The sequence below is a fragment of the Roseivivax sp. THAF197b genome (genome assembly GCF_009363255.1).
Classification (GTDB): Bacteria; Pseudomonadota; Alphaproteobacteria; order Rhodobacterales; family Rhodobacteraceae; genus Roseivivax.
The window spans coordinates 2705171-2726749 of sequence record NZ_CP045318.1; the positions used below are offsets into that span (position 1 = coordinate 2705171).

General features: G+C 64.4%; 17 protein-coding genes, 1 tRNA gene and 1 riboswitch. Of the genes, 9 read left to right on the top strand and 9 right to left on the bottom strand.

Going from position 1 to position 21579, the window contains the following annotated elements; genetic code table 11:
* Positions 1–83 precede the first annotated feature (83 nt).
* The 3 genes from terL to FIV09_RS12965 are packed head-to-tail and all read right to left on the bottom strand — an operon-like array spanning position 84 to position 3206.
* Positions 84–1499, bottom strand: a complete 1416-nt coding sequence (gene terL / locus FIV09_RS12955) for a phage terminase large subunit (RefSeq protein WP_172975728.1) — start codon at positions 1497–1499, stop codon at positions 84–86.
* Positions 1483–1914 (bottom strand): DUF5681 domain-containing protein, encoded by a 432-nt coding sequence (locus FIV09_RS12960; protein WP_152450400.1) that lies wholly within the window; start codon positions 1912–1914, stop codon positions 1483–1485. The genes terL and FIV09_RS12960 overlap by 17 nt, the downstream gene beginning before the upstream one ends.
* Positions 1911–3206 (bottom strand): DNA methyltransferase, encoded by a 1296-nt coding sequence (locus FIV09_RS12965; protein WP_152450402.1) that lies wholly within the window; start codon positions 3204–3206, stop codon positions 1911–1913. Before FIV09_RS12965 ends, FIV09_RS12960 begins: the two co-directional genes overlap by 4 nt.
* Before the next feature lie 581 nt (positions 3207–3787).
* Here FIV09_RS12965 and FIV09_RS20755 point away from each other — a divergent pair.
* From FIV09_RS20755 to FIV09_RS12980, 3 genes are read left to right on the top strand one after another with little or no spacing between them, the layout of a single operon-like run.
* Positions 3788–4030 (top strand): DUF3489 domain-containing protein, encoded by a 243-nt coding sequence (locus tag FIV09_RS20755; RefSeq protein ID WP_152450404.1) that lies wholly within the window; start codon positions 3788–3790, stop codon positions 4028–4030.
* Between the two features lie 26 nt (positions 4031–4056).
* The gene (locus tag FIV09_RS12975) at positions 4057–4434 is read left to right on the top strand and encodes a DUF2924 domain-containing protein (RefSeq protein ID WP_152450406.1); all 378 of its coding nucleotides are present in this window, start codon (positions 4057–4059) and stop codon (positions 4432–4434) included.
* 2 nt (positions 4435–4436) lie between these two features.
* Entirely contained in the window at positions 4437–6131 is a 1695-nt protein-coding gene (locus tag FIV09_RS12980) for a recombinase family protein (protein ID WP_152450408.1), read from the top strand.
* Positions 6132–6480: 349 nt separating this feature from the next.
* On the opposite strand, the gene FIV09_RS12985 is transcribed toward FIV09_RS12980, so the two are convergent.
* Positions 6481–6570, bottom strand: a tRNA-Ser gene (locus FIV09_RS12985).
* A gap of 283 nt (positions 6571–6853) precedes the next feature.
* Here FIV09_RS12985 and FIV09_RS12990 point away from each other — a divergent pair.
* Positions 6854–9436, top strand: a complete 2583-nt coding sequence (locus FIV09_RS12990) for a cation-transporting P-type ATPase (RefSeq protein WP_254702227.1) — start codon at positions 6854–6856, stop codon at positions 9434–9436.
* Here FIV09_RS12990 and FIV09_RS12995 read toward each other — a convergent pair.
* Positions 9421–10458 (bottom strand): sodium:calcium antiporter, encoded by a 1038-nt coding sequence (locus FIV09_RS12995; protein ID WP_152450412.1) that lies wholly within the window; start codon positions 10456–10458, stop codon positions 9421–9423. The genes FIV09_RS12990 and FIV09_RS12995 overlap by 16 nt on opposite strands.
* A gap of 175 nt (positions 10459–10633) precedes the next feature.
* On the bottom strand, positions 10634–13498 hold the full coding sequence (locus FIV09_RS20730; RefSeq protein WP_305793792.1) for a Hint domain-containing protein: 2865 nt from the start codon (positions 13496–13498) through the stop codon (positions 10634–10636).
* Between the two features lie 315 nt (positions 13499–13813).
* Here FIV09_RS20730 and FIV09_RS13015 point away from each other — a divergent pair, with 315 nt between their 5' ends.
* The 5 genes from FIV09_RS13015 (at position 13814) to FIV09_RS13035 (ending at position 18055) form a co-directional block, all read left to right on the top strand.
* Positions 13814–15199 carry a M20 family metallopeptidase gene (locus FIV09_RS13015; protein WP_152450414.1) on the top strand — a complete coding sequence of 462 codons (1386 nt, stop codon included), beginning with the start codon at positions 13814–13816 and terminating at the stop codon, positions 15197–15199.
* 96 nt (positions 15200–15295) lie between these two features.
* Positions 15296–15391, top strand: a riboswitch (TPP riboswitch).
* 45 nt (positions 15392–15436) lie between these two features.
* Positions 15437–16228 (top strand): hydroxyethylthiazole kinase, encoded by a 792-nt coding sequence (gene thiM, locus FIV09_RS13020; RefSeq protein WP_152450415.1) that lies wholly within the window; start codon positions 15437–15439, stop codon positions 16226–16228.
* Positions 16225–16833 carry a thiamine phosphate synthase gene (thiE, locus tag FIV09_RS13025; protein WP_152450417.1) on the top strand — a complete coding sequence of 203 codons (609 nt, stop codon included), beginning with the start codon at positions 16225–16227 and terminating at the stop codon, positions 16831–16833. Before thiM ends, thiE begins: the two co-directional genes overlap by 4 nt.
* The gene (gene thiD, locus FIV09_RS13030) at positions 16830–17636 is read left to right on the top strand and encodes a bifunctional hydroxymethylpyrimidine kinase/phosphomethylpyrimidine kinase (RefSeq protein WP_152450419.1); all 807 of its coding nucleotides are present in this window, start codon (positions 16830–16832) and stop codon (positions 17634–17636) included. Before thiE ends, thiD begins: the two co-directional genes overlap by 4 nt.
* A 200-nt stretch (positions 17637–17836) precedes the next feature.
* Complete coding sequence (locus FIV09_RS13035) at positions 17837–18055, top strand: hypothetical protein (protein WP_152450421.1); 219 nt, start codon at positions 17837–17839, stop codon at positions 18053–18055.
* Between the two features lie 19 nt (positions 18056–18074).
* On the opposite strand, the gene ychF is transcribed toward FIV09_RS13035, so the two are convergent.
* From ychF to ppk2, 3 genes are read right to left on the bottom strand one after another with little or no spacing between them, the layout of a single operon-like run.
* Positions 18075–19172, bottom strand: a complete 1098-nt coding sequence (ychF, locus tag FIV09_RS13040; RefSeq protein ID WP_152450423.1) for a redox-regulated ATPase YchF — start codon at positions 19170–19172, stop codon at positions 18075–18077.
* Between the two features lie 35 nt (positions 19173–19207).
* On the bottom strand, positions 19208–20602 hold the full coding sequence (locus FIV09_RS13045; protein ID WP_152450425.1) for an MATE family efflux transporter: 1395 nt from the start codon (positions 20600–20602) through the stop codon (positions 19208–19210).
* A gap of 50 nt (positions 20603–20652) precedes the next feature.
* Positions 20653–21552: a polyphosphate kinase 2 gene (ppk2, locus tag FIV09_RS13050; RefSeq protein ID WP_254702432.1), complete on the bottom strand. Its 900-nt coding sequence runs from the start codon at positions 21550–21552 to the stop codon at positions 20653–20655.
* Positions 21553–21579: the final 27 nt, after the last annotated feature.

The window sequence follows — 21579 nt, forward strand, 5'->3', positions numbered from 1 at the left end:
TCGCTCCAGAAAACCGTGGAACCGAACAACGAGCTGTCCATCAGAGCTGGTGCCCATGCTTTCCTTCACACATTTGCCCCCGTTCATTCCTGCGTCCCGACCAAGGCGACCTGCCTTGGCCGCCCAAACCACCCCAAAAACTGCGTAAGACTGTCGACCTGATCGTCATACCTTGAATTTGGAAACAGCGTGAGTTCGCGCCGGAAGTTGGCAAGCCATGGAGCCTGTGCTGGAAGCGCAATACGCCTGGCCTCGATCAAGGGAGACGCCGACATAAGACGCGTGGCTTTATCGTCCTTGGGCCGATTTCCGACGACATTCAGGCGAGATGCTCTTCTCAGATCCTGCAGCAGATGCATTCCCGATCCAGCATCTTCGATCAGGATCAACGACGCTCGGTGGTTGGCGGCGTCGGCAGTGATGCGGCGGCGCAATTCAGGGTATTCAAGCCGCCCTCGAAAGAGATCCAGAAGCCAAGCCTCGGTTCGGCGCACCAGCCAGGTGGTGCAGACGGAATAATCATGGACCTCATCGGCCTTCGAGGCCGTGTCCCAGGATTGAACGATCCGATCACCCGGCTGGCGTGTTGGAGGCACGTCATAGGTTGGGAACCACGACCATTTCACAAGGCCGCCATCGAGCGGCGCTGGACGCTGCTGATATTGCGCGGCGAACACGTAGGAGCCGAGATCCTGGCGATGGCGCTCCAAGACCTCCCGAGGCAGCCGTGCAGGATGCAGAAGGTGCCCCTCCGGGCGGCGCAGTGTTCCGCGACGGCCCAGGTCAATCTCCACTGGCTCCTCGGCAATGGCTTGAAGATCGAGGTGCGTCCAGCCGCCCTTGCTGAGTAACTCTCCGGCCAGATCCGCCTCATGCACCCTTTGCTGGATAAGGACGATAGACCCGTGTGCCGGGTCGTTCAGTCGGCTCAGAAGGGTTGTGCGGTACCAATCCAAGACCTGGTTGCGCTTGGCCTCGGAGGTCGCCTCCTCCGGCTTGTGCGGATCATCGAGTAGAATGATGTCCCCACCCCGCCCCGTCACCGTTCCTCCGATCGAGGTCGAGAACCTCCCCCCGCCCCTGGTGGTCTCAAAATCGGCGCGGCCGCCGCGCCCGCGCGCGATCCGCGTCGCCGGGAAGCACTGACGATACCACGGTGCCTCCATTACCTTCAGGCAATCGAGCGCCAGCTTTTCTGAGAGGCCTTCCGCATATGAGACAGCCAGGATGCGCGCGCGTGGATCATTGCCTAACAGCCATGCTGGGAAGGCCACCGACGCCGCGATGGACTTCATGGACCGCGGCGGCATCGTGATGATGAGCCGCGTGATCTCTCCGCGCGCCACCTGGTTGAGGCGATAGGCGATCGCATCGATATGCCAGTTGTGATGATAGGCGTTGCCCGGTGCCACCACCCCAAATGCGCGCTGGATGAAGGAAGACAAATCCGCTCGTAGAACTGCGTTTAACAGCGTGACGGGATCAATTGCTTGGGGCATCAGCTTCGCTCCCGTCTTGATCAGGGCCGGTCTCCACACCGGCTCTATGTAAGACATCATGCTCATATCGCATAAGGATGTCCGCCTCTGCCTCGCTGAGCGAACGCTCCTGAGATTGTGCCTCCTTCTCCGCCGAATGCGCCGCTGCCAAATCTAGAAGGCGGTCGAGCGCGCGCGCATTGCCCTTCAAAGCCTCCGCCTTGAGCCTTTTGAGCGCCGCCACCTGGCTGCTGACCGATTTTGGTTTCCCGTTCTCGGTGATCTGGATGCGCTCGTTCAGGACGGCCTCAAGATCGGTTGCAAAGTTTCGCGCCGCTTTGGGTCGGCCGTCAGGGTTTCCGGACCTGCCTTTTTTGAAACGCGTATGTTGCGGGGGTTTGCCGTAGCCCACGTCGTACTCTGTCTTCTTGCTCATGCCGCACGCTCCATTCCGGAGAACGCCGCGCCGTCGCCCGCGCGCATCGGGTCATTGCCGGTGTCTGCGCGCCAGCGCCGCAGGATGACATCGACATAGGCCGGGTCAATCTCTAGCCCGCGGGCGATCCGGCCAGATCGCTCGGCGGCCATCACCGTTGCCCCTGCCCCAAGGAACGGATCCAGCACGACGTCACCGCGCCTTGAGACATCGAGGAGCGCATCCCGCACCATCGCGACGGGCTTGGCCGTCGGATGCGCGCGCAGCTCTTCCATCCGGCCCGCCCGGAACGTGTTCACACCGGGATAGGTCCAGACATTCGTCCGGTTTCGGCCATGCTGCCCAAGCTGCACATTGTTGCGATGCGGCGCGCCCCCGTTTCGGAAGACAAAGATCAACTCATGCTGACTTCGATAAAGGCTCCCCATCCCGCCATTGGTCTTGGCCCAGACGCAAAGATTCAGCCAGTGCCCAAAGGCCTCAAGACCCGCCGCGCGCATCTCGCCAAGGTGCCGCCAATCCATACACGCGAACCAGACCGCACCATCGCAACTATGCGCCGCCGCAAGACCAAGCGCCTCGGACAGGAAGCTCGTAAACGCAGCGGAACTCATCTCACCAGAGGCTTCGGCGAATTCACGATGCTGAACGCTGCCCTTGCCACTGACATGACCCGCAATCGGAACATTGTACGGAGGATCGGTGAAGCCAACCTGCGCTCGCTCACCTTGCATCAAGCTTTCATAATCTTCTGGGTTGCGTGCGTCCCCACAGAGGATCCGGTGTTCCCCAAGGATCCAAATGTCCCCGGGGCGCGTAATCAGCGGGCCTGACCATTGCGGCTCGGGAACGACCTCCGGCTCCTCACTCTCTGCCGCGCCTTGCGATCCAATGATAAGATCAATCTCCGGTGCCTCGAAGCCTGTTGTCTCGATGTCAAAATCGAGCGCCGCAGCCGATAATTCCTCAAGCTCCTGCGCCAAGAGCTTCATATCCCAGCCCGCATTCAGTGCGATCTTGTTATCCGCAAGCATAAGTGCGCGCTTTTCAGGCCCCGAGAGATACGCGACCTGGATGGCCGGCACCGTCGTGCGTCCAAGCGTTTTGGCCGCTTCAAGACGCCCATGGCCCGCGATGAGCGTGCCGGTCTCATCGATCAAAACCGGATTTGTGAAGCCAAAGCGTCGAATACTCTCTGCGATCTGTTTGATCTGCTTCGGCGTATGTGTGCGCGCATTGCGCGCAGAGGGACGGACGTCGCCGATGGCGACATCAAGATAGGTCAGGCTCATGGCGAGCTCCTTCGAACGCCCGCCGACGCAGCGCGCCTCCGGGCAATTGATGGGGTGCGCCTAAAGGCGCTGTCGGCTTTTAAATGGCAGCAGCTGGATCATCCGAACCGAACTGCACGTGCCCCCATCCAAGGGCGTGCGCCACGAGGCTATCCAGCCAGTGGACTTTTCTCTGGAGCCAGGGCTGCCATCCGGCACTTCGTTCCACCAATCCAGAGGCGGGCAGACGTCGATCCCTATCAAGAAGCAGGCTAAGCTCAGATTAAAATACAAATCAAGAACTACCGCCGTCGCGACCAGATATTGAGATGCAATTATGCAGAAGCGCAACAATTGGTGCCGTTCCTGAAAGCGTGTTTGTGGCCCCAACGAGCCTCAAACGAGCGCGATCAGCGCCACCAGGCCGAGGGAATAGCAACCTGTCGCCAAGAGACATGACTTGGGCGGCATGAGTATGTACAAATCGGACTGGACTTCCCAAGGCAGACGAGCGTCAGTGGGATGAGCCCGGATACGCGCCGGGCGCGCCTCAGTACAAGGCCCGGCATACTGTGCGGGTCGATCAATACTGAGGATATCTCATGCCGACATCTCTTTCTCGAACGCAAAAAACCAAGACCGCGAAAGTCCTATCGCTTCTGAGCCGCAAAGCGGGCGCGGATCTCGCCACGCTTCAAAGCGCTACGGGCTGGCAAGCACATTTGGTTCGGGCCGCACTGAGCAGGCTCCGACAGGCAGGACATCAGATCACCTATGCCCCTCCGACCAAACATGGCGATAAGGGCACATACCGCCTCGCCGCGCGTGTCGGGACAAAACCGTGAGGCCTTCTGTTGCAGTGATCGAAGCCATGGACCGGGAGACGCTGCTTGCGACCTGGGATAAGCTCTTTGGTCAATCTGCCCCGAAGCATGTCAGTCAGCCCTTTTTGAGGCGCTACCTGGCATTTGAACTCCAAGCCAGGGCGCGCGGCGGTCTGCCAAAAAGATTTGCTGCCGAGCTTGAGAAGGCAGCCAAACAGGACCGCCGGCACGGCATCCCAAACACGCTGAAGCCCGGTGCCCGCCTGATCCGGGAATGGAATGGCATGACCCATGTGGTCGATGTGGTGGATCACGGCTTTCTTTGGAACGGGCAGCATTATCGATCGCTGTCGCCGATCGCGCGCGCGATCACAGGCGCGCGATGGTCTGGCCCGCGGTTCTTTAGCCTGAAGCGTCCGGCCTGACCATGTCCAAGCCGCGGATCCGCTGCGCCATCTATACGCGCAAATCCTCCGATGAGGGGCTCGATCAGGCCTTCAACTCATTGGATGCTCAACACGAGGCATGTGCCGCCTATATTGCCAGCCAGCGCCATGAAGGCTGGGTTGCGGCAAAGACACGCTTTGATGACGGAGGTCTGTCGGGCGGCACCCTGGACCGTCCGGCCCTGCAGCGCCTGCTGGCTGAGATTGCTGCCGGGCACATACAAATGGTCGTGGTCTACAAGATCGACCGGCTGACGCGGTCTTTGGCGGACTTTGCCAAGCTGGTCGAGCGCCTCGATGCCGCCGACTGCTCCTTTGTCTCCGTCACCCAGGCCTTCAACACCGCCTCCTCGATGGGGCGATTGACGCTTAACGTCTTGTTGTCCTTCGCCCAGTTCGAACGGGAGGTAACCGCGGAGCGGATCCGCGACAAGATTGCCGCGTCAAAGAAGAAGGGACTGTGGATGGGTGGGCTTCCCCCTCTTGGCTACGATCCGCATCCCGACCCAAAGATCCGTGGCCTGATCGTGAACAGCGAGGAAGCGCGGGTCGTGCGCAACCTCTTCATGATTTACGAAGAGTTGGGCTGTCTCAACGCGGTCATGAAGAGCGCGACCGAGAAAGGCCTCCGTTCAAAGCTGCACCAGTTCAAAAGCGGCCGTCACCAAGGTGGCGGTCCCTTTTCGCGCGGTCAGATCTATGCCGTGCTGCGCAACCCGATCTATATCGGCAAGATCCGGCACAAGTCCCAGCTCTTTGATGGCCAGCATGAACCCATCATCGATGAGGCAATCTGGGACAGCGTTCAGAGCAAGCTTCAAACTGCCAGCGCGCGTCCTCGGAGGCGCAAAGACGATCCAGTCGCGTCACGTTCCAGATGGGCGGCCCCGCTCACCGGCAAAATGCACGACGAGACCGGCGATCGTCTCACCCCTACCCACACCAAACGTTACGGTCGCCAGATCCGCTATTATGTCTCGAACAGGCTGATCTCAGGCGGCAAGGATGCACGCGGCTGGCGTCTCCCCGCAACCGCTCTCGAACAAGCCATCACGCGGGCAATCGCACGTCACCTCACGGACCTGTCCATTACGCACCGCATCTGCAGGGAGCCTGATCTGACGCAGGCGGATAGAGTGTCCACGCGGGTCCAGATGATTGCGAACGCGCTCGACAAGGAGGCCGCAGACCCATTGCGCGCTATCCTGGCCTCCGGCCGGATCGAAGACCGGCGTCTGATTTTGAGCCTCAATAGCTTCGAGCTTGCCGCTGCACTGGAGCTTCCAATCCAGGACATCGCCCCGGAGGTCCTCACGATCAACGTGCCATTCGCGCTCCGGCGGCGCGGTGTCGAAGGAAAGATTGTGACAGGCGAGGCCCTGCCCTCCCCGGACCACACGATCCTGCGTGCCTTGAAGAGCGCCCATGCCTGGGCGTCGGATGTGCGCTGCGGCATCCCCTTGCACGAGATCGCTGCTAAGTCCGGACGCTCGGCCTCCTATATCAGGACGCGCACGCAGCTGGCATTCCTGTCGCCCCGGATCCAAATCGCCCTTCTCGAAGGCCTGCAGCCTCCGGATCTGACGCTCGAGCAGATCATTCGCCGGCCCGTCCCCCTCGACTGGTCACGCCAGGAAGAGATCTACGGCTTCAATGCCGTAGCGATTTCTCCCTAATCCCGCTGAGACCTTCCCTGATCTGCTGAAAAACATCCCTGATCGGACGAACGAATTCCCTGTTAACGCATGCAGGGAATTCTCAGCAAACCAATGGGATTAGAAGGATTTTTGCGCAGGATCCAACTCCTCCTATTCCTAGGGGCACTAAATTCCCTGCAAATTCCCTGCGAACAGGGAAATCCAGACAAAACCGAAGCGCCGGATGCACCGTGCAGAGACGCCGTCCGAAACAGGCAACTGATCAAGAGATGAGGAGAGTCTCTTCGCGGAAAGCCATCGGCTAAACCGCCGGGAAATCGGCAGAAATCAGCGGGAAATCGGGCGGGGAAACAGAGACGGGGGTCAGTGGCGGAGACGAAGGGATTCGAACCCTCGAGACGGTTTCCCGCCTACTCCCTTAGCAGGGGAGCGCCTTCGACCACTCGGCCACGTCTCCGCCGACGGGTATAGACGTCCAACCCGCAGAAATACAAGGCGAATTTTCGGCAATTCGGCATAACGGTGCAAATGCCGCCAAGCCCTTGATAACGGGCGAAAAGACACCCCTATTCGAAAGCCTGCCGCGCGCGGCGTTGCATCAGGCCCTGCTCGGAACGGGTCGACCGGGTGCATATCGCTCAGGGCTTTCAGACAAAGCGCGCGGCTTGATCCCGATCATGTCACCCGGCCGAAGCCTGTCGCTAACGTTGTGCGCGACGAGGTCATTCACGGAGATCACAGTGGGAGAGACGGCAAACCGCGGATTGAGCGCGGCCGAGGTGCTGGAGCGACGGCGGGATGCCGGGTGGAACGCCCTGCCCGACGCCACGATCTCCGGGCCGTGGGCAATCCTGCTCAGGCAGTTCTCCAGCTTCCTGATCCTGATCCTCGTCATTGCGGCTTGTGTCGCGCTGGCGCTTGGCGAATGGATCGACGCTGCGGCGATCGGGCTTGTCGTCGTGTTGAACGCCGTTTTGGGCTTCGTGCAGGAATGGCGGGCAGAGACGGCGCTGGCTGCCCTGCGCTCGCTCATGGCGCCGAAGGCCACGGTGATCCGGGACGGGCAGGAACAGATCATTCCCGCGCGCGAGCTGGTGCCAAGCGATCTGATCCTGCTGGAGACGGGCGATACGGTGCCCGCCGATGCGGTCTTGGGCGACAGCAAGGGGCTGCGGGTCGACGAAAGCGTGCTCACGGGCGAGTCCGTCCCGGTCAGCAAGAGTGCAGAAGCGCCCGCCCTCTTCTCGGGCACCGCCATCGTCGCGGGCCGGGCGGAGGCGCAGGTCAGCGCCATCGGTGCCGCGACCGAGTTCGGCCAGATCGCGGGCCTCACCGGCGGGACGATCCGTCAGAAAACCCACCTGCAACGCCATCTTGGACGCCTGGCCACGCAGCTCGGGCTCGCGGCATTGGCGATTGCCGCGGGGATCGCCCTCCTGGGGCTGGCGCTCGGGCGTGATCTCACCGAGATGCTCATGACAGGCCTGTCGCTGGCCGTGGCCATCGTGCCCGAAGGTCTGCCCGCGGTGGTGACGATCACGCTGGCGCTCGGCGCTGCGGCCATGGTGCGCCAACATGCCCTCGCCCGGCGGCTGCAAGCCATCGAAACACTCGGCGCGGCATCGGTCATCTGCACCGACAAGACCGGCACGCTCACCGAGAACAAGATGACCGCGACCGCGATCTGGACGCCCGCCCGCAGCTACAGCGTCACCGGAACGGGCTACGATCCCACCGGTCACATCGCCGAGAACGGGGCCCGCATCCGCGCCAAGGACGACCCCCTGCTCGCGGACCTCTTGCGCGTGGCGATTGGCTGCACCCATGCCCGCCTTGCGCATGGCCCCGAGGGCTGGACCATGACGGGCGCACCGACCGAAGGAGCCCTCGTTACGCTGGCTTACAAAGGCTGGCAGCCGATACCGGCCGAGGCGGCGATCCTCTCCGAGATCCCCTTCGACAGTGACCGCAAGCGCATGAGCGTCGTGATCCGCGACGCGGACGGTTTCCGAATGCTGATGAAAGGCGCACCCGAGGCCGTGAGCGATGTCTCCACCCGCATCCGCGAGGGCGACCGGGCGCGCGCCCTGACGGCGGCGGACCGTGAGGCCATCCGCACAGCCTATGAGGCCATGGCCGAACAGGGTCTGCGGGTGATCGCGCTCGCTGACCGCGCCGCTGATGATGTGACCGGCACCGAAGAGGAAATGACCTTCCTCGGGCTTGTGGGCCTGATCGATCCGCCCCGGACCGAGGTACGCGCGGCCATCGGGCAGACCCGCTCCGCCGCGATCCGGGTCATCATGATCACGGGTGACAGTCCGGTCACGGCGCGCGCCATAGCCGATCAGGTGGGGCTGTCCCCGACCGAGACGCTGACGGGCGACGCGCTCGATACCGTGTCTGATGCGGAGCTGACGGACCGGCTGGAGCATGACATCCTCTTCGCCCGCACGCGGCCTGCCGAAAAGATGCGCATCGTCTCGGCGCTGCAGGCGCGCGGTCAGATCGTCGCCATGACGGGCGATGGCGTGAACGACGCGCCCGCGCTGAAGCAGGCCGATATCGGCGTCGCGATGGGAATCCGCGGCACGGACGTGGCGCGCGAGGCTGCGGACCTCGTGCTTCTGGACGACAATTTCGCCACCATCGTCGCGGCCATCGGCGAAGGCCGTCGGCAATTTGCCAACATTCGCAAATTCGTGCGCTACCTTCTGTCCTCCAATGCAGGGGAGATCGTGGCCCTTGTGATCAATATCGCCATGGGCGGGCCGCTGATCTTCCTTGCCACGCAGATCCTCTGGATGAACCTCGTGACCGATGGCGTGACCGCCGTGGCGCTCGGGCTGGAGAAGGCGGAGCCTGACCACATGGACGAGCCGCCGCGCGCGCGTGATGCGCCCATCCTCGGCTGGGCCGGGATCGGGACGATTGCGCTCTTCGGGGCCTATTCCGGTTCGGCCAGCCTGTGGCTCTTCCTGTCGCTGCAGGATCTCGGCGTCGATGTCGCGCGCACGGCGGCCTTCACGGGCATGGTCGTCTTCGAAAAGGTCAGCGTCTTTGCCTTCCGCTCGCTACACACGCCGTGCTGGCGCATCGGCTGGCTGTCGAACCCGCTTTTGCTGCTGGCCCTTGCCGTGACCATGGCCGCACAGGCGCTGGCGGTCTATTGGCCACCGCTGCAACTGTTGCTGCATACAGCCCCCATCGGATGGGCCGAATGGCAGTTGATCGCGGCCCTCGCGCTGCCGCTGCTGATCGTGCCCGAAGCGGTAAAGACGATCTGGCATCTGCGGGCACGGCGAGCTCAGCGGACGAGGTAATAGGCCCAGAGGCTCCCCGCGAAGCCCAGAAGCACGAGGATCGAGTCGAGCCCCGCAGGCCCGATCCGAGGCTTGCGCCGCACGATGAGCCCCACGAGGTACAGAGCCGTCACGAGGATGCCGAAACAGAGCGACAGCCGCACCGTGTCGGTGGATTGATTGAGGATCGGCGCGCCACTCACAAGGATATCGGCCGGAAGGACCAGCACGACCATGATGAGGTTGCTACCGAAGATGTTGGAGATAGCGAGCGTGTAGGCGCCGATCCGGACGGCGGTCAGGCTGGTCGTTAGCTCGGGCAGCGATGTCGCGGCCGCCAGCAGCGTGACACCGATGAAGCTGGCCCCGAGCCCTGATTGCGTGGCGATGCGCCCCGCCAGCACCACAAGCAAGAGCCCGAAGACGAGGATCAGCGCGCAGGCCAGCGCTACCTGAAGGCCAAGCGCGCGATTGCTTTCAAGATGCAGGCCCGTGGGCGCGGGAAAGGGCAGCGGATCGGGATCGGGCAAATCCACAGGCACCCAATCGGTATTGCCGTCATAGCGCCGCAGCAAGGCGATGGCACCCAGATAAGCCAGCCCCACCAAGGCCGCGCCAAGGCCGATCCCCGCAAAACTGAGCCTGTCGCCGAGGATGGTGAAGATTAGCGTGAGGGACAGCAAAAGAACGACCAGCGTCGCCTCCAGCGCGTGATTGGCCTTGCGCGGATAGCTGGTGATCGCGCGGCGCGCGCGGAAATCCGCAGCAGCCAGGATCGCCGTCTGCAGGGCGATGCCCCCGAAGAGGTTGTTCAGGACGAGGTCGCTGTCCTGCCGCACGGCTGCGGTCAGCGTCGTCGCCACTTCGGGCAAGGAGGTCGCGAGCGAAAGGAACAAGAGCCCCACGAGCGAGGTCGCAAGCCGCATCCGTTCGGACAGCGTATCAGCGAGGTAGGCCAGCCGCGCCCCGGACACCCAGATCACGCAAGCGGCCAGCACGAAGCCCAGAAGACTGATCGGCAGGGAGGTCGCGGGCAGCATCATGCATGTGCGATAGGGCGTCCGGGCGCGTCAGGCGTTGACCGGGATCAATCGGGGGTCTCGGCGCCCCGCCGAAACGCGTCTGGAGACCGCGTTCAGACCGCGCCCTCAAACTGCGCCCCTAACTGCGCCACCAACTGCGCCTGTCAGCAGTGCGCGCCGATGGGCCAAGCGGCGATCAGACGGCGAAAGCCGCGGCTTCGAGGTAGGATTGCGACAGCTTGGGCCGCGCGCCGCGCGCTAGCCTGCGAGGCGGGGCTTTCGTCGCCCGGCACGAGGCTGCCCGCACCAATGCGGCCACCTGTTTCTTCCGGGCGAAGGGGCGCGCCAGAACGCTGTAGCACCGCTCGGCCTCCGCGACGGACGCCACGCCTGCCAGCTGCGGAAACCGCGCCTCGAGGCCCTGCCGCACGTCCGGCGCCATCATCTGCAACGCCATGGGACCGGGAAAGAAGCTCTCGCTCGGGCTGCCTTCGGCGAAGATGATCTGGTGGGCATCGAACATCAGATGGAAATAGGTCACGGCCTTCTTGCCATGCGCGATGCGCACGCCCGGCACGATATCCGTCAGATGGATCGCCCGCACGAGGTGATCCGTGCCCACCATCATCCCGTGCTGGCGCGAGACCAGGAGGTCGCGCTCATTGCCCAGCGCACCTGCCGGGATAAGCACGGGACGCAGGCCGATATCGGCCTTGAGCGCCTCCGCCCCCACCTCGCGGCGGCCGATCCAGGCCAGGGGCTGCGCGCCGTTGTCCTTCGTGCAGACCAGATCGCCCGCGCGCAGCGTCTCGATGGCGACCTCGCCATTGGGGGTCAGGATGCGCGTGCCCTCGGTAAAGCAGACGATCCCGGTATTGTCGTATGAGAAGGTCCCGCCATCGGCACCGAGCACGGTCAGGGAATTGGCGCCGAACTGGGCGTTGTCGGTATAATCGACTGCGTTGCCTTCGTCGTCGAAGGCATTGGACTGGTTCAGGATGCCGTCATCCGCGAGGTCGGCATTCAGCTCGTCGAGGCTGTCGTAATACGCGCCGAGATCGATGAAATCGTTGTTCGTCGGGTCGTCGTCACCCGCGCCCGCGATGTTGAAATCGGTGATCGTGTCGGTGCCGTCCGACAGGGTGAAGATGTCGTTGCCATCGCCGCCGGTCAGGCTGTCATTGCCAAGGCCACCGTCGATCGTGTCATCGCCGGAGCCACCGATGATCGTGTCGTCACCGGCACCCGCATCGACGACGAGGGGCGCGGAGGAGGCGGTGCCGTCGAAGCTGTCCGCGCCGCTGGAAAGCTCGAAGGCCTCGATCTCGGTGAAGGTGCCGCTGTCGCCGTCCGCGTCGGTGTAGGTGCCGCTTTCATTGCCGTTGAGCAGCACCGTGACCGCATCATCCGCATCCGCGAAGGACAACGTGTCGAAATCGGTCCCGCCCTCGCCGCCGGTGATGGTGGCCGTGCCGAAGCCCGCGTTGAACAGGTCCGCGCCATCGCCACCTTCGAGCGTCGAGAGACCAGAGCCCTCGGTCAGGACGTCGTCGCCCGCCCCACCAACGAGGCTGTCACCCGTCCCGGTGCTGTCGCCTGCGATCAGCGTGTCGTTGCCATCCCCGCCGAGGAGCGTGTCGTCGCCAGCCCCGCCCGACAGGACGTCGTCGCCAATGCCGCCCTCGAGGCTGTCATTGCCGTCCCCGCCATCAAGCGAGTCGTTGCCATCATCGCCGGTGATCGTGTCGTCGCCCGCCTCACCGAAGATCGTGTCGGCCCCGGCGCCGCCCGTGATCACGTCATCGTCCGGCGCGGTCGGGATCACGTCATACGACATGTCGGTGACCCAGATGCCCTGGGTCCCGCCTTGCAGGTTGGCATAGCTGATATCGACCGACGAGACCGGACCGGCAATCTCCACCAGCACCGCGCCGCCTGCTTGTGCCGCGGTATCGGCATTCGTGCTTGCGGTGATGGTATTGCCGCTGACGGTATCCGCACCGAAGGGCGTCAGCTGGACGGTGACCGGATCGCCGTTCGCGTCGATGGCGGTGACGGTCACGAGGTCCGTATGGTTGCCGGCGCCCCAGTCGATATCGTTGATGATGAAGGTCAGGTTTTCGACCTCATCCTCGTACTCTGCGGTCGCCCCGCTGAACCCGATGGTGGTGGTCGAGGTGGGGCCATCCCCGTTGCCGAAGAGGAAGAGCGACGAGTTCGTCGCGAAGCCCTCACTGCCCACGAATTGGGGCTGGCCAGTGTCGATCTCGAAGGTCGGGGCGTTATTGCCGGTATTCGCGAACGCGACCGTGACATCGACGGCGCCTGCATTCTGGGTGAAGCCGCCCGAGACATCCGTGCCGTCCGGGGCGACGTCGCTCCACTGGAAGGTCTCGTTGAGGTTCGGGTTCGTCAGCGTGTCGCTGCCGCCATAGATCAGGTCGTCGCCGCTGCCGCCATCGATCGTGTCCGACCCTTCGCCGCCATAGACGGTGTCGTTGCCCGCGCCCGCGAAGATCGTGTCGCCGAACGCGGCCGGGTTCTGGTCGATGCCTTCGAGTTGCGGATCGTTGTAGCCGAAGTCGATGGAATCGTTGCCCGCCGTGCCCTCGATCGTGCCGATCGTGTAATCGTCATAGGTGAAAAGCGGATCACCCGCGGCGGCATTGGGTGTCGTATCGACCTGGTCGACCGTGTAGCTGCGGCCCTGAACGAGGGTCTGTTCCGACAGCGTGTAATAGCCGGTGGAATCCCCGGAGGTGACGCGCAGGGTGGCGACCTGGAACGTCTCCCCGGTGACGGTATCCGTGACCGTCCAGACCTCTTCGGCGTAGACCGATACGTTGGTGGATGTGCCGCTTGGCGTTGTGACCGTGGCGGTCGCGGTCTCGCCGGCCCCGATATCTTCGAGCGTAAGCGACCCGGCACCCGGCTGGTTATCGGTGATCGTCGCCGTGCCGCCGGTATCGGCGGCACCGGTCCACGTCCGTGTCACGCCTGCGGTTGTGCCCCAGACGTTCAGCGGATCCGTGATGTAGATGTCCACCGAATACGTCGGCATCGACCTGCTCCTTGCTCGAACGGGTGCCGTTTTTGGTAAACGGCGCGACCGCGAGAGCCCAAATTTCCCCGTTTGCACGGGTTTGTTTCGAAGTCAGATACGATGCGCAGGTGTCTTAAATGCGCTGAGAATTAGGCGAAAATTTGTAGTTAATTTTAGGGTCAAAGGGCTGTCAGGGTATTCTGAGCCGGCGCGGCCCTCCGGTCACATAGCCTCGTCCTGCTGCTGCCGCCCTGTCGCGGGCGGCGCCTCCGCGCATTGCAATGGGCGGCGGCTTTCGATCAATGTCGCCGCGCAACGACGAGGATCCGATACATGACGAAAGAGACCGCAATCACCGCAATATCGGACTATTTCGATACGGGAGCATTCACCGACGAATTGGCCGGCCTCGTGGCCTTCGAGACGGAAAGCCAGAACCCCGATCAGGCGCCCGAACTGATGCGCTACCTGCGCGAGCCCATGACCGACCGGCTGAGCCGGATGGGGTTTTCCTGCGAAATCCACGCCAATCCCGTCGCTTCGGCCCATCCGATCCTTGTTGCAAGGCGGCAGGAAAGCGCAGACCTGCCAACCATCCTGATCTACGGCCACGGCGACGTGATCCGTGCCCAGCAGGACCAATGGCGGGAGGGTCTGCATCCCTTTCGCCTCAAGGAGGAAGGCGCGCGGCTTTATGGACGCGGAACGGCGGACAACAAGGGACAGCACCTGATCAACCTCGCCGCGCTCGAGGCCGTGCTGCAGACGCGCGGCGCGCTCGGCTTCAATTGCTGCGTGGTCATCGAGACCGGCGAAGAGACCGGCTCTCCCGGTCTTGCCGAGTTCTTCGAAGCGCATAAGGACGCAATTGGCGCGGACGTCCTGATCGCCTCGGACGGCCCGCGTCTGCAGCCCGGGACGCCCACCCTGTTCATGGGCTCGCGCGGCGGTCTGACCTTCGATCTGGTCGTCGATCTGCGGGACGGGGCGCATCATTCGGGCAATTGGGGCGGCCTGCTTGCGGATCCCGCGATGATCCTTGCCCAGGCGCTGTCCTGCATCACCGATGCGCGCGGCCAGATCCGGGTTCCCGAATGGCGCCCGGAGAGCCTCACCGACGACATCCGCGCCGCCCTGCGCGACCTGCCCATCGAAGACGAGGACGGCCCGTCGGTGGATGAGGATTGGGGCGAGGAGGATCTGACCCCGACCGAGCGGGCCTTCGGCTGGAACAGCTTTGCCGTGCTGGCCATGACGAGCGGCGTGCCAGAGGCGCCGGTCAACGCGATCTCGGCCAAGGCCCGCGCCACCTGTCAGCTGCGTTACGTCGTGGGGACCGATCCCGCGGAGATCCTGCCTGCGCTCAGACGGCATCTCGACGCGCATGGGTTCTCTGCGGTCCGGGTCGATCCCTGCGAGACGGGGCTTTTCCAGGCGACACGCCTGTCGCCCGATCACCCCTGGGTGCGTTTCGTGGCAGGCTCCCTCACCCGCACCTCGGGGCAAGCGCCGCATATCCTGCCCAACCTCGCAGGATCGCTGCCAAACGATGTCTTCGCCGATATCCTTGGTATCCCGACCGTCTGGGTGCCGCATTCCTACCGCGCCTGTTCCCAGCACGCGCCCGACGAGCATGTTCTGACATCGGTCTGCCGCGACGGCCTCAGGCTGATGGCCGGGCTGTTCTGGGATATCGGGGCGGAAGAGACGCCGCGCTGAGCCTGCTCCCGCGCCTCAACGCGCACGTTGTAGGACCCACTGGTCTCCCCCGGCATGGAACGGCGGTTGACACGCCGCCCTTGGGCTGCACGTTACGCCTTGCAACAGGGGCGTCCGCGTCAGGCGGGCTGAGAAGCACCCTTCGAACCTGAACCGGATCATGCCGGCGGAGGAAGTTGCGGGGACGTCGCCGAACCTGCGCCGCGTCTGCCGTGCCTCCGCCCGAAAGGAGGCCAGATGACACATCCCGGATCGTCTCTCCGGACGCTGCGCGAGACAGCGCCCCTCGTCCATAACATCACCAATTTCGTCGCGATGAACACGATGGCGAACGTGCTTCTGGCGATCGGTGCCTCGCCCGCCATGGTGCATGCCCGCGTCGAGGTCGCGGAATTTGCCGCCCTCGCCCAGGCGCTGACGGTTAATATCGGCACCGCCGATCCCGAATGGGGGGCCGCCATGGAGGAGGCCGCTGGGGTCATGGTCGCCCATGAGCGCCCCTGGATCCTCGACCCGGTCGGCGTCGCCGCGACGCGCTTCCGTCAGGACCTGACGGCGCGGCTTCTGGACCAACGGCCCACTGTGGTGCGCGGCAATGCCTCGGAAATCCTGACACTTGCGGGCCTCGGCGGTCAGGCCCGCGGGGTCGATGCGGGCGACAGCGTGGCCGATGCCGAAAGTGCCGCCCGCCAATTGGCGCAGCGCACAGGTGGTATCGTCGCCGTGTCGGGCCCGGTGGATTTCGTCACCGACGGCAGCCGGGCGGCGCGCGTGGCGAACGGTCATCCGCTGATGGCGAAGATCACGGTGATGGGCTGCTCGCTCAACGGCGTTATCGCCGCGTTCTGCGTGGGCCAGCCGCCTTTCGAAGCGACGCTGGCAGCCATGTCCGCCTACGGTGTGGCCGGAGAGGTGGCAGGCCAAACGGCGCAGGGTCCGGGCAGCTTTCAGCCCGCCTTCCTCGATGCGCTGCATGCGCTGACGCCGGAGGCTCTCGATGCCGCCGCCCGGATCGAGGTCGTGTCGTGATCGGCGCAGTCTATTTCGTCACCGACCCCACCGCCGACCGCCCCGTGATCGATCAGGTGATGGCCGCGGCCCGCGGCGGCGCCTGGGCCGTTCAGATCCGCGACAAATCCGCGCCGGATGCGGAGATCGCTTCACTCGTGCGCAAGGTGCAGCCCGACCTTTCGGCCCTTGGTGTCCGGCTCTTCGTCAATGACCGGATCGCAGTCAGCGCCGGGACCGGGACGGATCTGCATATCGGTCAGGGCGATGGCGATCCGGAGCGCTCGCGGGCAGAGATTGGCTCAGAGGCCCTGCTGGGCCTGTCGGTCGAGACGGAGGCACAATGCGCGGCCATCCCGGAGGGTGTCGATTACATCGGCGCGGGTCCCTATCGGGCGACACCCACGAAGCCCGACGCCGCGGCGCCCATCGGGGCGGCGGGGCTCGCGCGGATCGTCGCGGCCTCTTCGGTGCCGGTCGTGGCCATCGGTGGGCTGGGGGCGGCCGACATCCCCGCTCTGAAGCGCGCGGGCGCTGCGGGACTTGCGGTCGTCTCGGCCATTGCCCGCGCGACTGACGCGGAAGCCGCGACGCGGCACCTTGTCGACGCATGGAGGCGCGCATGATCCCCAACATCCTTTCCATTGCCGGGTCGGACCCTTCGGGCGGCGCGGGCATTCAGGCCGATCTGAAGGCGATCTCGGCAAATGGCGGCTATGGCATGGCCGCGATCACGGCGCTCACGGCGCAGAACACCCAAGGCGTGCGGGCCGTCACGCTGACCGCGCCCGAAATGGTGACCGCACAGATCGACGCCATCCGCGCGGATATCGCCGTCGATGCGGTCAAGATCGGCATGCTGGGCAGCGCTGCAATCATTGAAGCGGTTGCAGCGGCCTTGGACGGGCTGGCGGCGCCCCTGGTGCTCGATCCGGTGATGGTGGCCAAGGGCGGGGATCGTCTGCTCGCCACCAACGCGGTCGAGGCCCTGCGCGATCGGCTCCTGCCAATAGCCACCCTGATCACGCCGAACCTGCCCGAGGCGGCGGACCTTCTGGGCACGGATGCGGCCCGAACACGGGACGCGATGGAGGCGCAGGCGGCAGCGCTTCTGGCACTCGGCCCAGATGCGGTGCTGCTCAAGGGCGGGCATCTGACCGGCGCGGACAGCCCCGACCTTCTGATGACCCAAGCGGGCGCGCATTGGCTCGAAGGCCCCCGCACGTTCACGCGCAATACCCACGGCACTGGCTGCACCCTTTCCGCGACGCTCGGCACGCAATTGGGTCACGGCCATGCGCTGCCCGAAGCAACCGCGCGGGCGAAAGCCTATATCGCCGCGGCCATCGCGCATGCGGACGATCTGAAGGTCGGCTCGGGCCACGGACCCGTGCATCACTTCCACGCTTTCGCAGACAGGCAGGGTTGAGCACCGCGGCGCGCGGCGCGATATGCCGCGCGGTCCGCAGGCTCTTCGCGGGCTTTGGGATCGCCACCTGACGCAGGCAGACGTCGATTTGACGGAACGATTGCGCGCGGGCGGCGTCATCACAGCCGGACCTTTGCGATAGGATGACGGGCGGTTGCGAGGATCGGGGCATTCAAAAGCCCCAATCCGGAGACATTGCCATGACCCGTATCCTCGCCCTGCCCCAGAGCGTCCGTAGCCATCCTCTTATAACGATCTTCCGCCAGATACGCGAGGCGCGACGCCAGGCGCGCGATGCCGCGCGTCTCGACACCCTGCCGCGCGACCGGCTGGACGACATGGGCATCGCCCCGCGCAGCGAGGCCAATCGCCGTCACAGCGGCGCGCGAGGACCGATCCACCAGATGCCGCTGTGGTAAGCCCTCGCGCGGCGCGCGCTCAGGTGTTGAAGAGGAAGTGCAGCACGTCGCCATCCTTGACGACGTAGCCCTTGCCCTCGGCGCGCATCTTGCCCGCGTCCTTCGCGGGTTGTTCCCCGCCCAGGGTTACGAAATCGTCGTAAGCGATGGTTTCGGCGCGGATGAAGCCCTTCTCGAAATCGCCGTGGATCACACCAGCGGCTTTCGGCGCGGGCGTCCCGATCGGAATCGTCCAGGCGCGCGCTTCCTTGGGACCGACGGTGAAATAGGTCTCAAGCTGCAAAAGCTGGTAGCCCGCCTTGATCAACCGGTCGAGACCCGCCTCGTCGAGCCCCATTTCCTCGAGGAACATCGCGGCTTCCTCGGCATCGAGCTGGGAGATTTCCTCTTCGATCTGGGCCGAGATCACGACGTGGGAATTGCCCTGCTCGGCAGCCATCTTTGCCACGGCGTCGGAATGGGCGTTGCCGTTGGCGGCATCCGCCTCGGCGACGTTGCAGACGTAAAGCACGGGCTTTGCGGTCAGAAGCTGGAGCATGCGCCACTGCTTCAGATCGTCTTCCGCCACCTCGACCGTGCGGGCGGGCTTGCCCTCGTTCAGGGCCTCAAGCGCCATCTTCATCAGGCGTTCCTGCTGCACCGCCTCCTTGTCGCCGCCGCGCACCTTGCGCACGATGTTCTGGAGCCGCTTCTCGAGGCTTTCCATATCGGCGATGATCAGCTCGGTCTCGATGGTCTCGGCGTCCGAGACGGGATCGACACGGCCATCCACATGCACGACATCGCCATCTTCGAAACAGCGCAGCACATGCGCGATGGCGTCGACTTCACGGATATTCGCAAGGAACTGGTTGCCGAGGCCTTCGCCTTTCGACGCGCCCTTCACGAGGCCCGCGATATCCACGAAGGTCATCCGGGTCGGGATGATCTGCTTGGATTTGGCGATGTCGGCCAGCTTGTCGAGCCGCGTATCGGGGACCGCGACCTCGCCGACATTGGGCTCGATCGTGCAGAACGGAAAGTTGGCCGCCTGTGCGGATGCGGTGCGCGTCAGCGCGTTGAACAAGGTGGACTTGCCCACGTTCGGCAAGCCGACGATTCCCATGCGAAAGCCCATGTTCTGCCCTTTCCTGATGCCCGAACGGGGCGCTTCTATTGGCCTGCGGCTTCGGGCGCAAGGCTCTGCCCGGTGGCGGCGAATGTCGGCAAGGCGCGGGTCCAGAACCGGGCCAGCAGCAGGATTGCCGCCACGCCGAGACCGAGGACAAGACCGAACCACACCCCGATGCCGCCCCAGCCCAGCGGAAAGCCGAAAATGAGCGCCGCGGGCAGGCCCACCCCCCAATAGGCCAGCGCCGCCATCCACATTGGCGCACGCGTGTCCTGCACCCCGCGCAATAGCCCGAGCGCGATGACCTGCGCTCCGTCCACCACCTGAAAGAGTGCCGCCATCATCAAAAGCCCCGTGCCGATGGCGATGATGTTGAGGCGCGCGGGATCGGCGGGATCGAGAAACAGCCCGATCAGCGGCTCCGGCGCCAGGATGAAGACCGCCATCCCCAGCAGCGAAATCCCCCCTGACAGGATCAGCGCGGCCTTGGCCCCCCGCGCCAGATGCGCCGCATCCCCGCGCCCGAAGGCATTGCCGGTGCGGATCGTGGCCGCGTTGGAGAGGCCCATATGGATCATGAACACCGCCGTGGCGAGTTGGATCGCGATGCCATGGGCGGCAAGCGGGACGGCGCCCAGCCATCCCATCAGAATCGAGGAGGCCGCGAAGAGCCCGACTTCGGACAGATTGGTCAGACCGATGGGCCAACCCAGACGAAAGACCGCCCGGAGGCTTTCCACGTCCGGACGCCAGAACCGGGTGAAAAGGTCATGCTGCGGCAACGCCCGCAGGGCATAGAGGATCGCGCCCACAGCCGCGACCGAGTGCGTCAGCACGGACGCGATCGCGGCCCCCTGAATGCCAAGCTCCGGAAAGCCGAACCTCCCGAAGATCAGCACCCAGTTGAAGGGCACGTTCAGCAGCGCCGCGAGCACGGTGATCCAGAACACCGCGCGGGTGTGCTCCATCCCGGCTAGGTAGCTTTTCAGCACCATCACGCCGAGTGCCGGCGCCAGTCCGAGACCGGCAATGCGCAGATAGGTCTGGGCATCGCCCGCCAGCACAGCCTCCTGGCCGAGCGCACGCAGGATCGGCGCGGAGAACCAGAAGATCGGCAGCGTGGCGAGGAAGAACATCCCCGACAGCCACAGCCCCATCCGCGTGACCCGCCGCACCTGCACATCGTCGCCTTGCGCGGCGTGGCTGGCCACCATCGGCATGACCGCGAAGGCAAAGCCCGTCCCGAACATGAAAAAGGTCATGAAGACCGTCACGGCGAGCGTCAGCGCGGCCAGCTCCGCCACCCCGTACCAGCCGATCATGACCGTGTCGGTCAGGCCAATGGCAAACTGCGCGAGATGCCCGCCGACAAGCGGCAGGCCCAGCACGGCCGTGGCGCGCAGATGGCGCGGGAAGGACAGCTCGATATGCGTCATGGGCTGGGCTTACGCCCGGCCCTCGCGCGGCGCAAGATCGGCCGTCGGCGCTACGCTGTCGCGTCCTGTGCGGGCGGATGCAGCGATGCCCCGAGGATGTGCTGATCGTGCAGGATCACATGCGCCGCGCGCCCCACGATTAGCGGATCGGGTCCCTTCACGATGCGCGCATCCTTGCCCGGATAATCCAGCGAGGACAGGAAATGCCGCATGCAATTGAGCCGCGCGCGCTTCTTGTCGTCGGATTTCACGATGGTCCAGGGCGCATCGGCCGTGTCTGTGTAGAAGAACATCGCCTCCTTGGCCTCGGTGTAATCATCCCAGCGATTGAGGCTCGCCATATCGATGGGCGAGAGTTTCCACTGCTTCAGAGGATCGGTTTCCCGGCTGCGGAACCGTGCGCTCTGTTCGTCGCGAGTGACGGAGAACCAGTATTTGTAAAGCCGGATGCCCGAGCGCACGAGCATCCGCTCAAGCTCCGGTGTCTGACGCATGAATTCGAGGTATTCGTGCGGCTCGCAGAACCCCATCACCCGCTCCACCCCGGCACGATTATACCAGGACCGGTCATACAGAACGATCTCGCCGCAGGTCGGCAAATGATCGATGTAGCGCTGGAAATACCACTGCCCGCGCTCTTCGTCGGTCGGTTTGTTCAGCGCCACGACGCGCGCGCTGCGTGGATTCAGATGCTCCGTGAAGCGCTTGATCGTGCCGCCCTTCCCGGCCGCATCGCGCCCCTCGAACAGAAGCACGAATTTCTGGCCGGTCTCCTGCGCCCAGAGCTGGACCTTCAGCAGTTCGGCCTGCAGGCGTGCTTTTTCGCGCTCGTAGCTGCGGCGCGACAGCCGCGTCTGGTAGGGATAGCCGCTCTGATCGAAGGTGGTTGGCTCCGGGGCGGGTGTTTCAATGACCTCATCGGGCTGGGCAGCAGTGTCCTTGGGCGCCATCCTGTCGTCTCCTGTCATCGTCGGGAT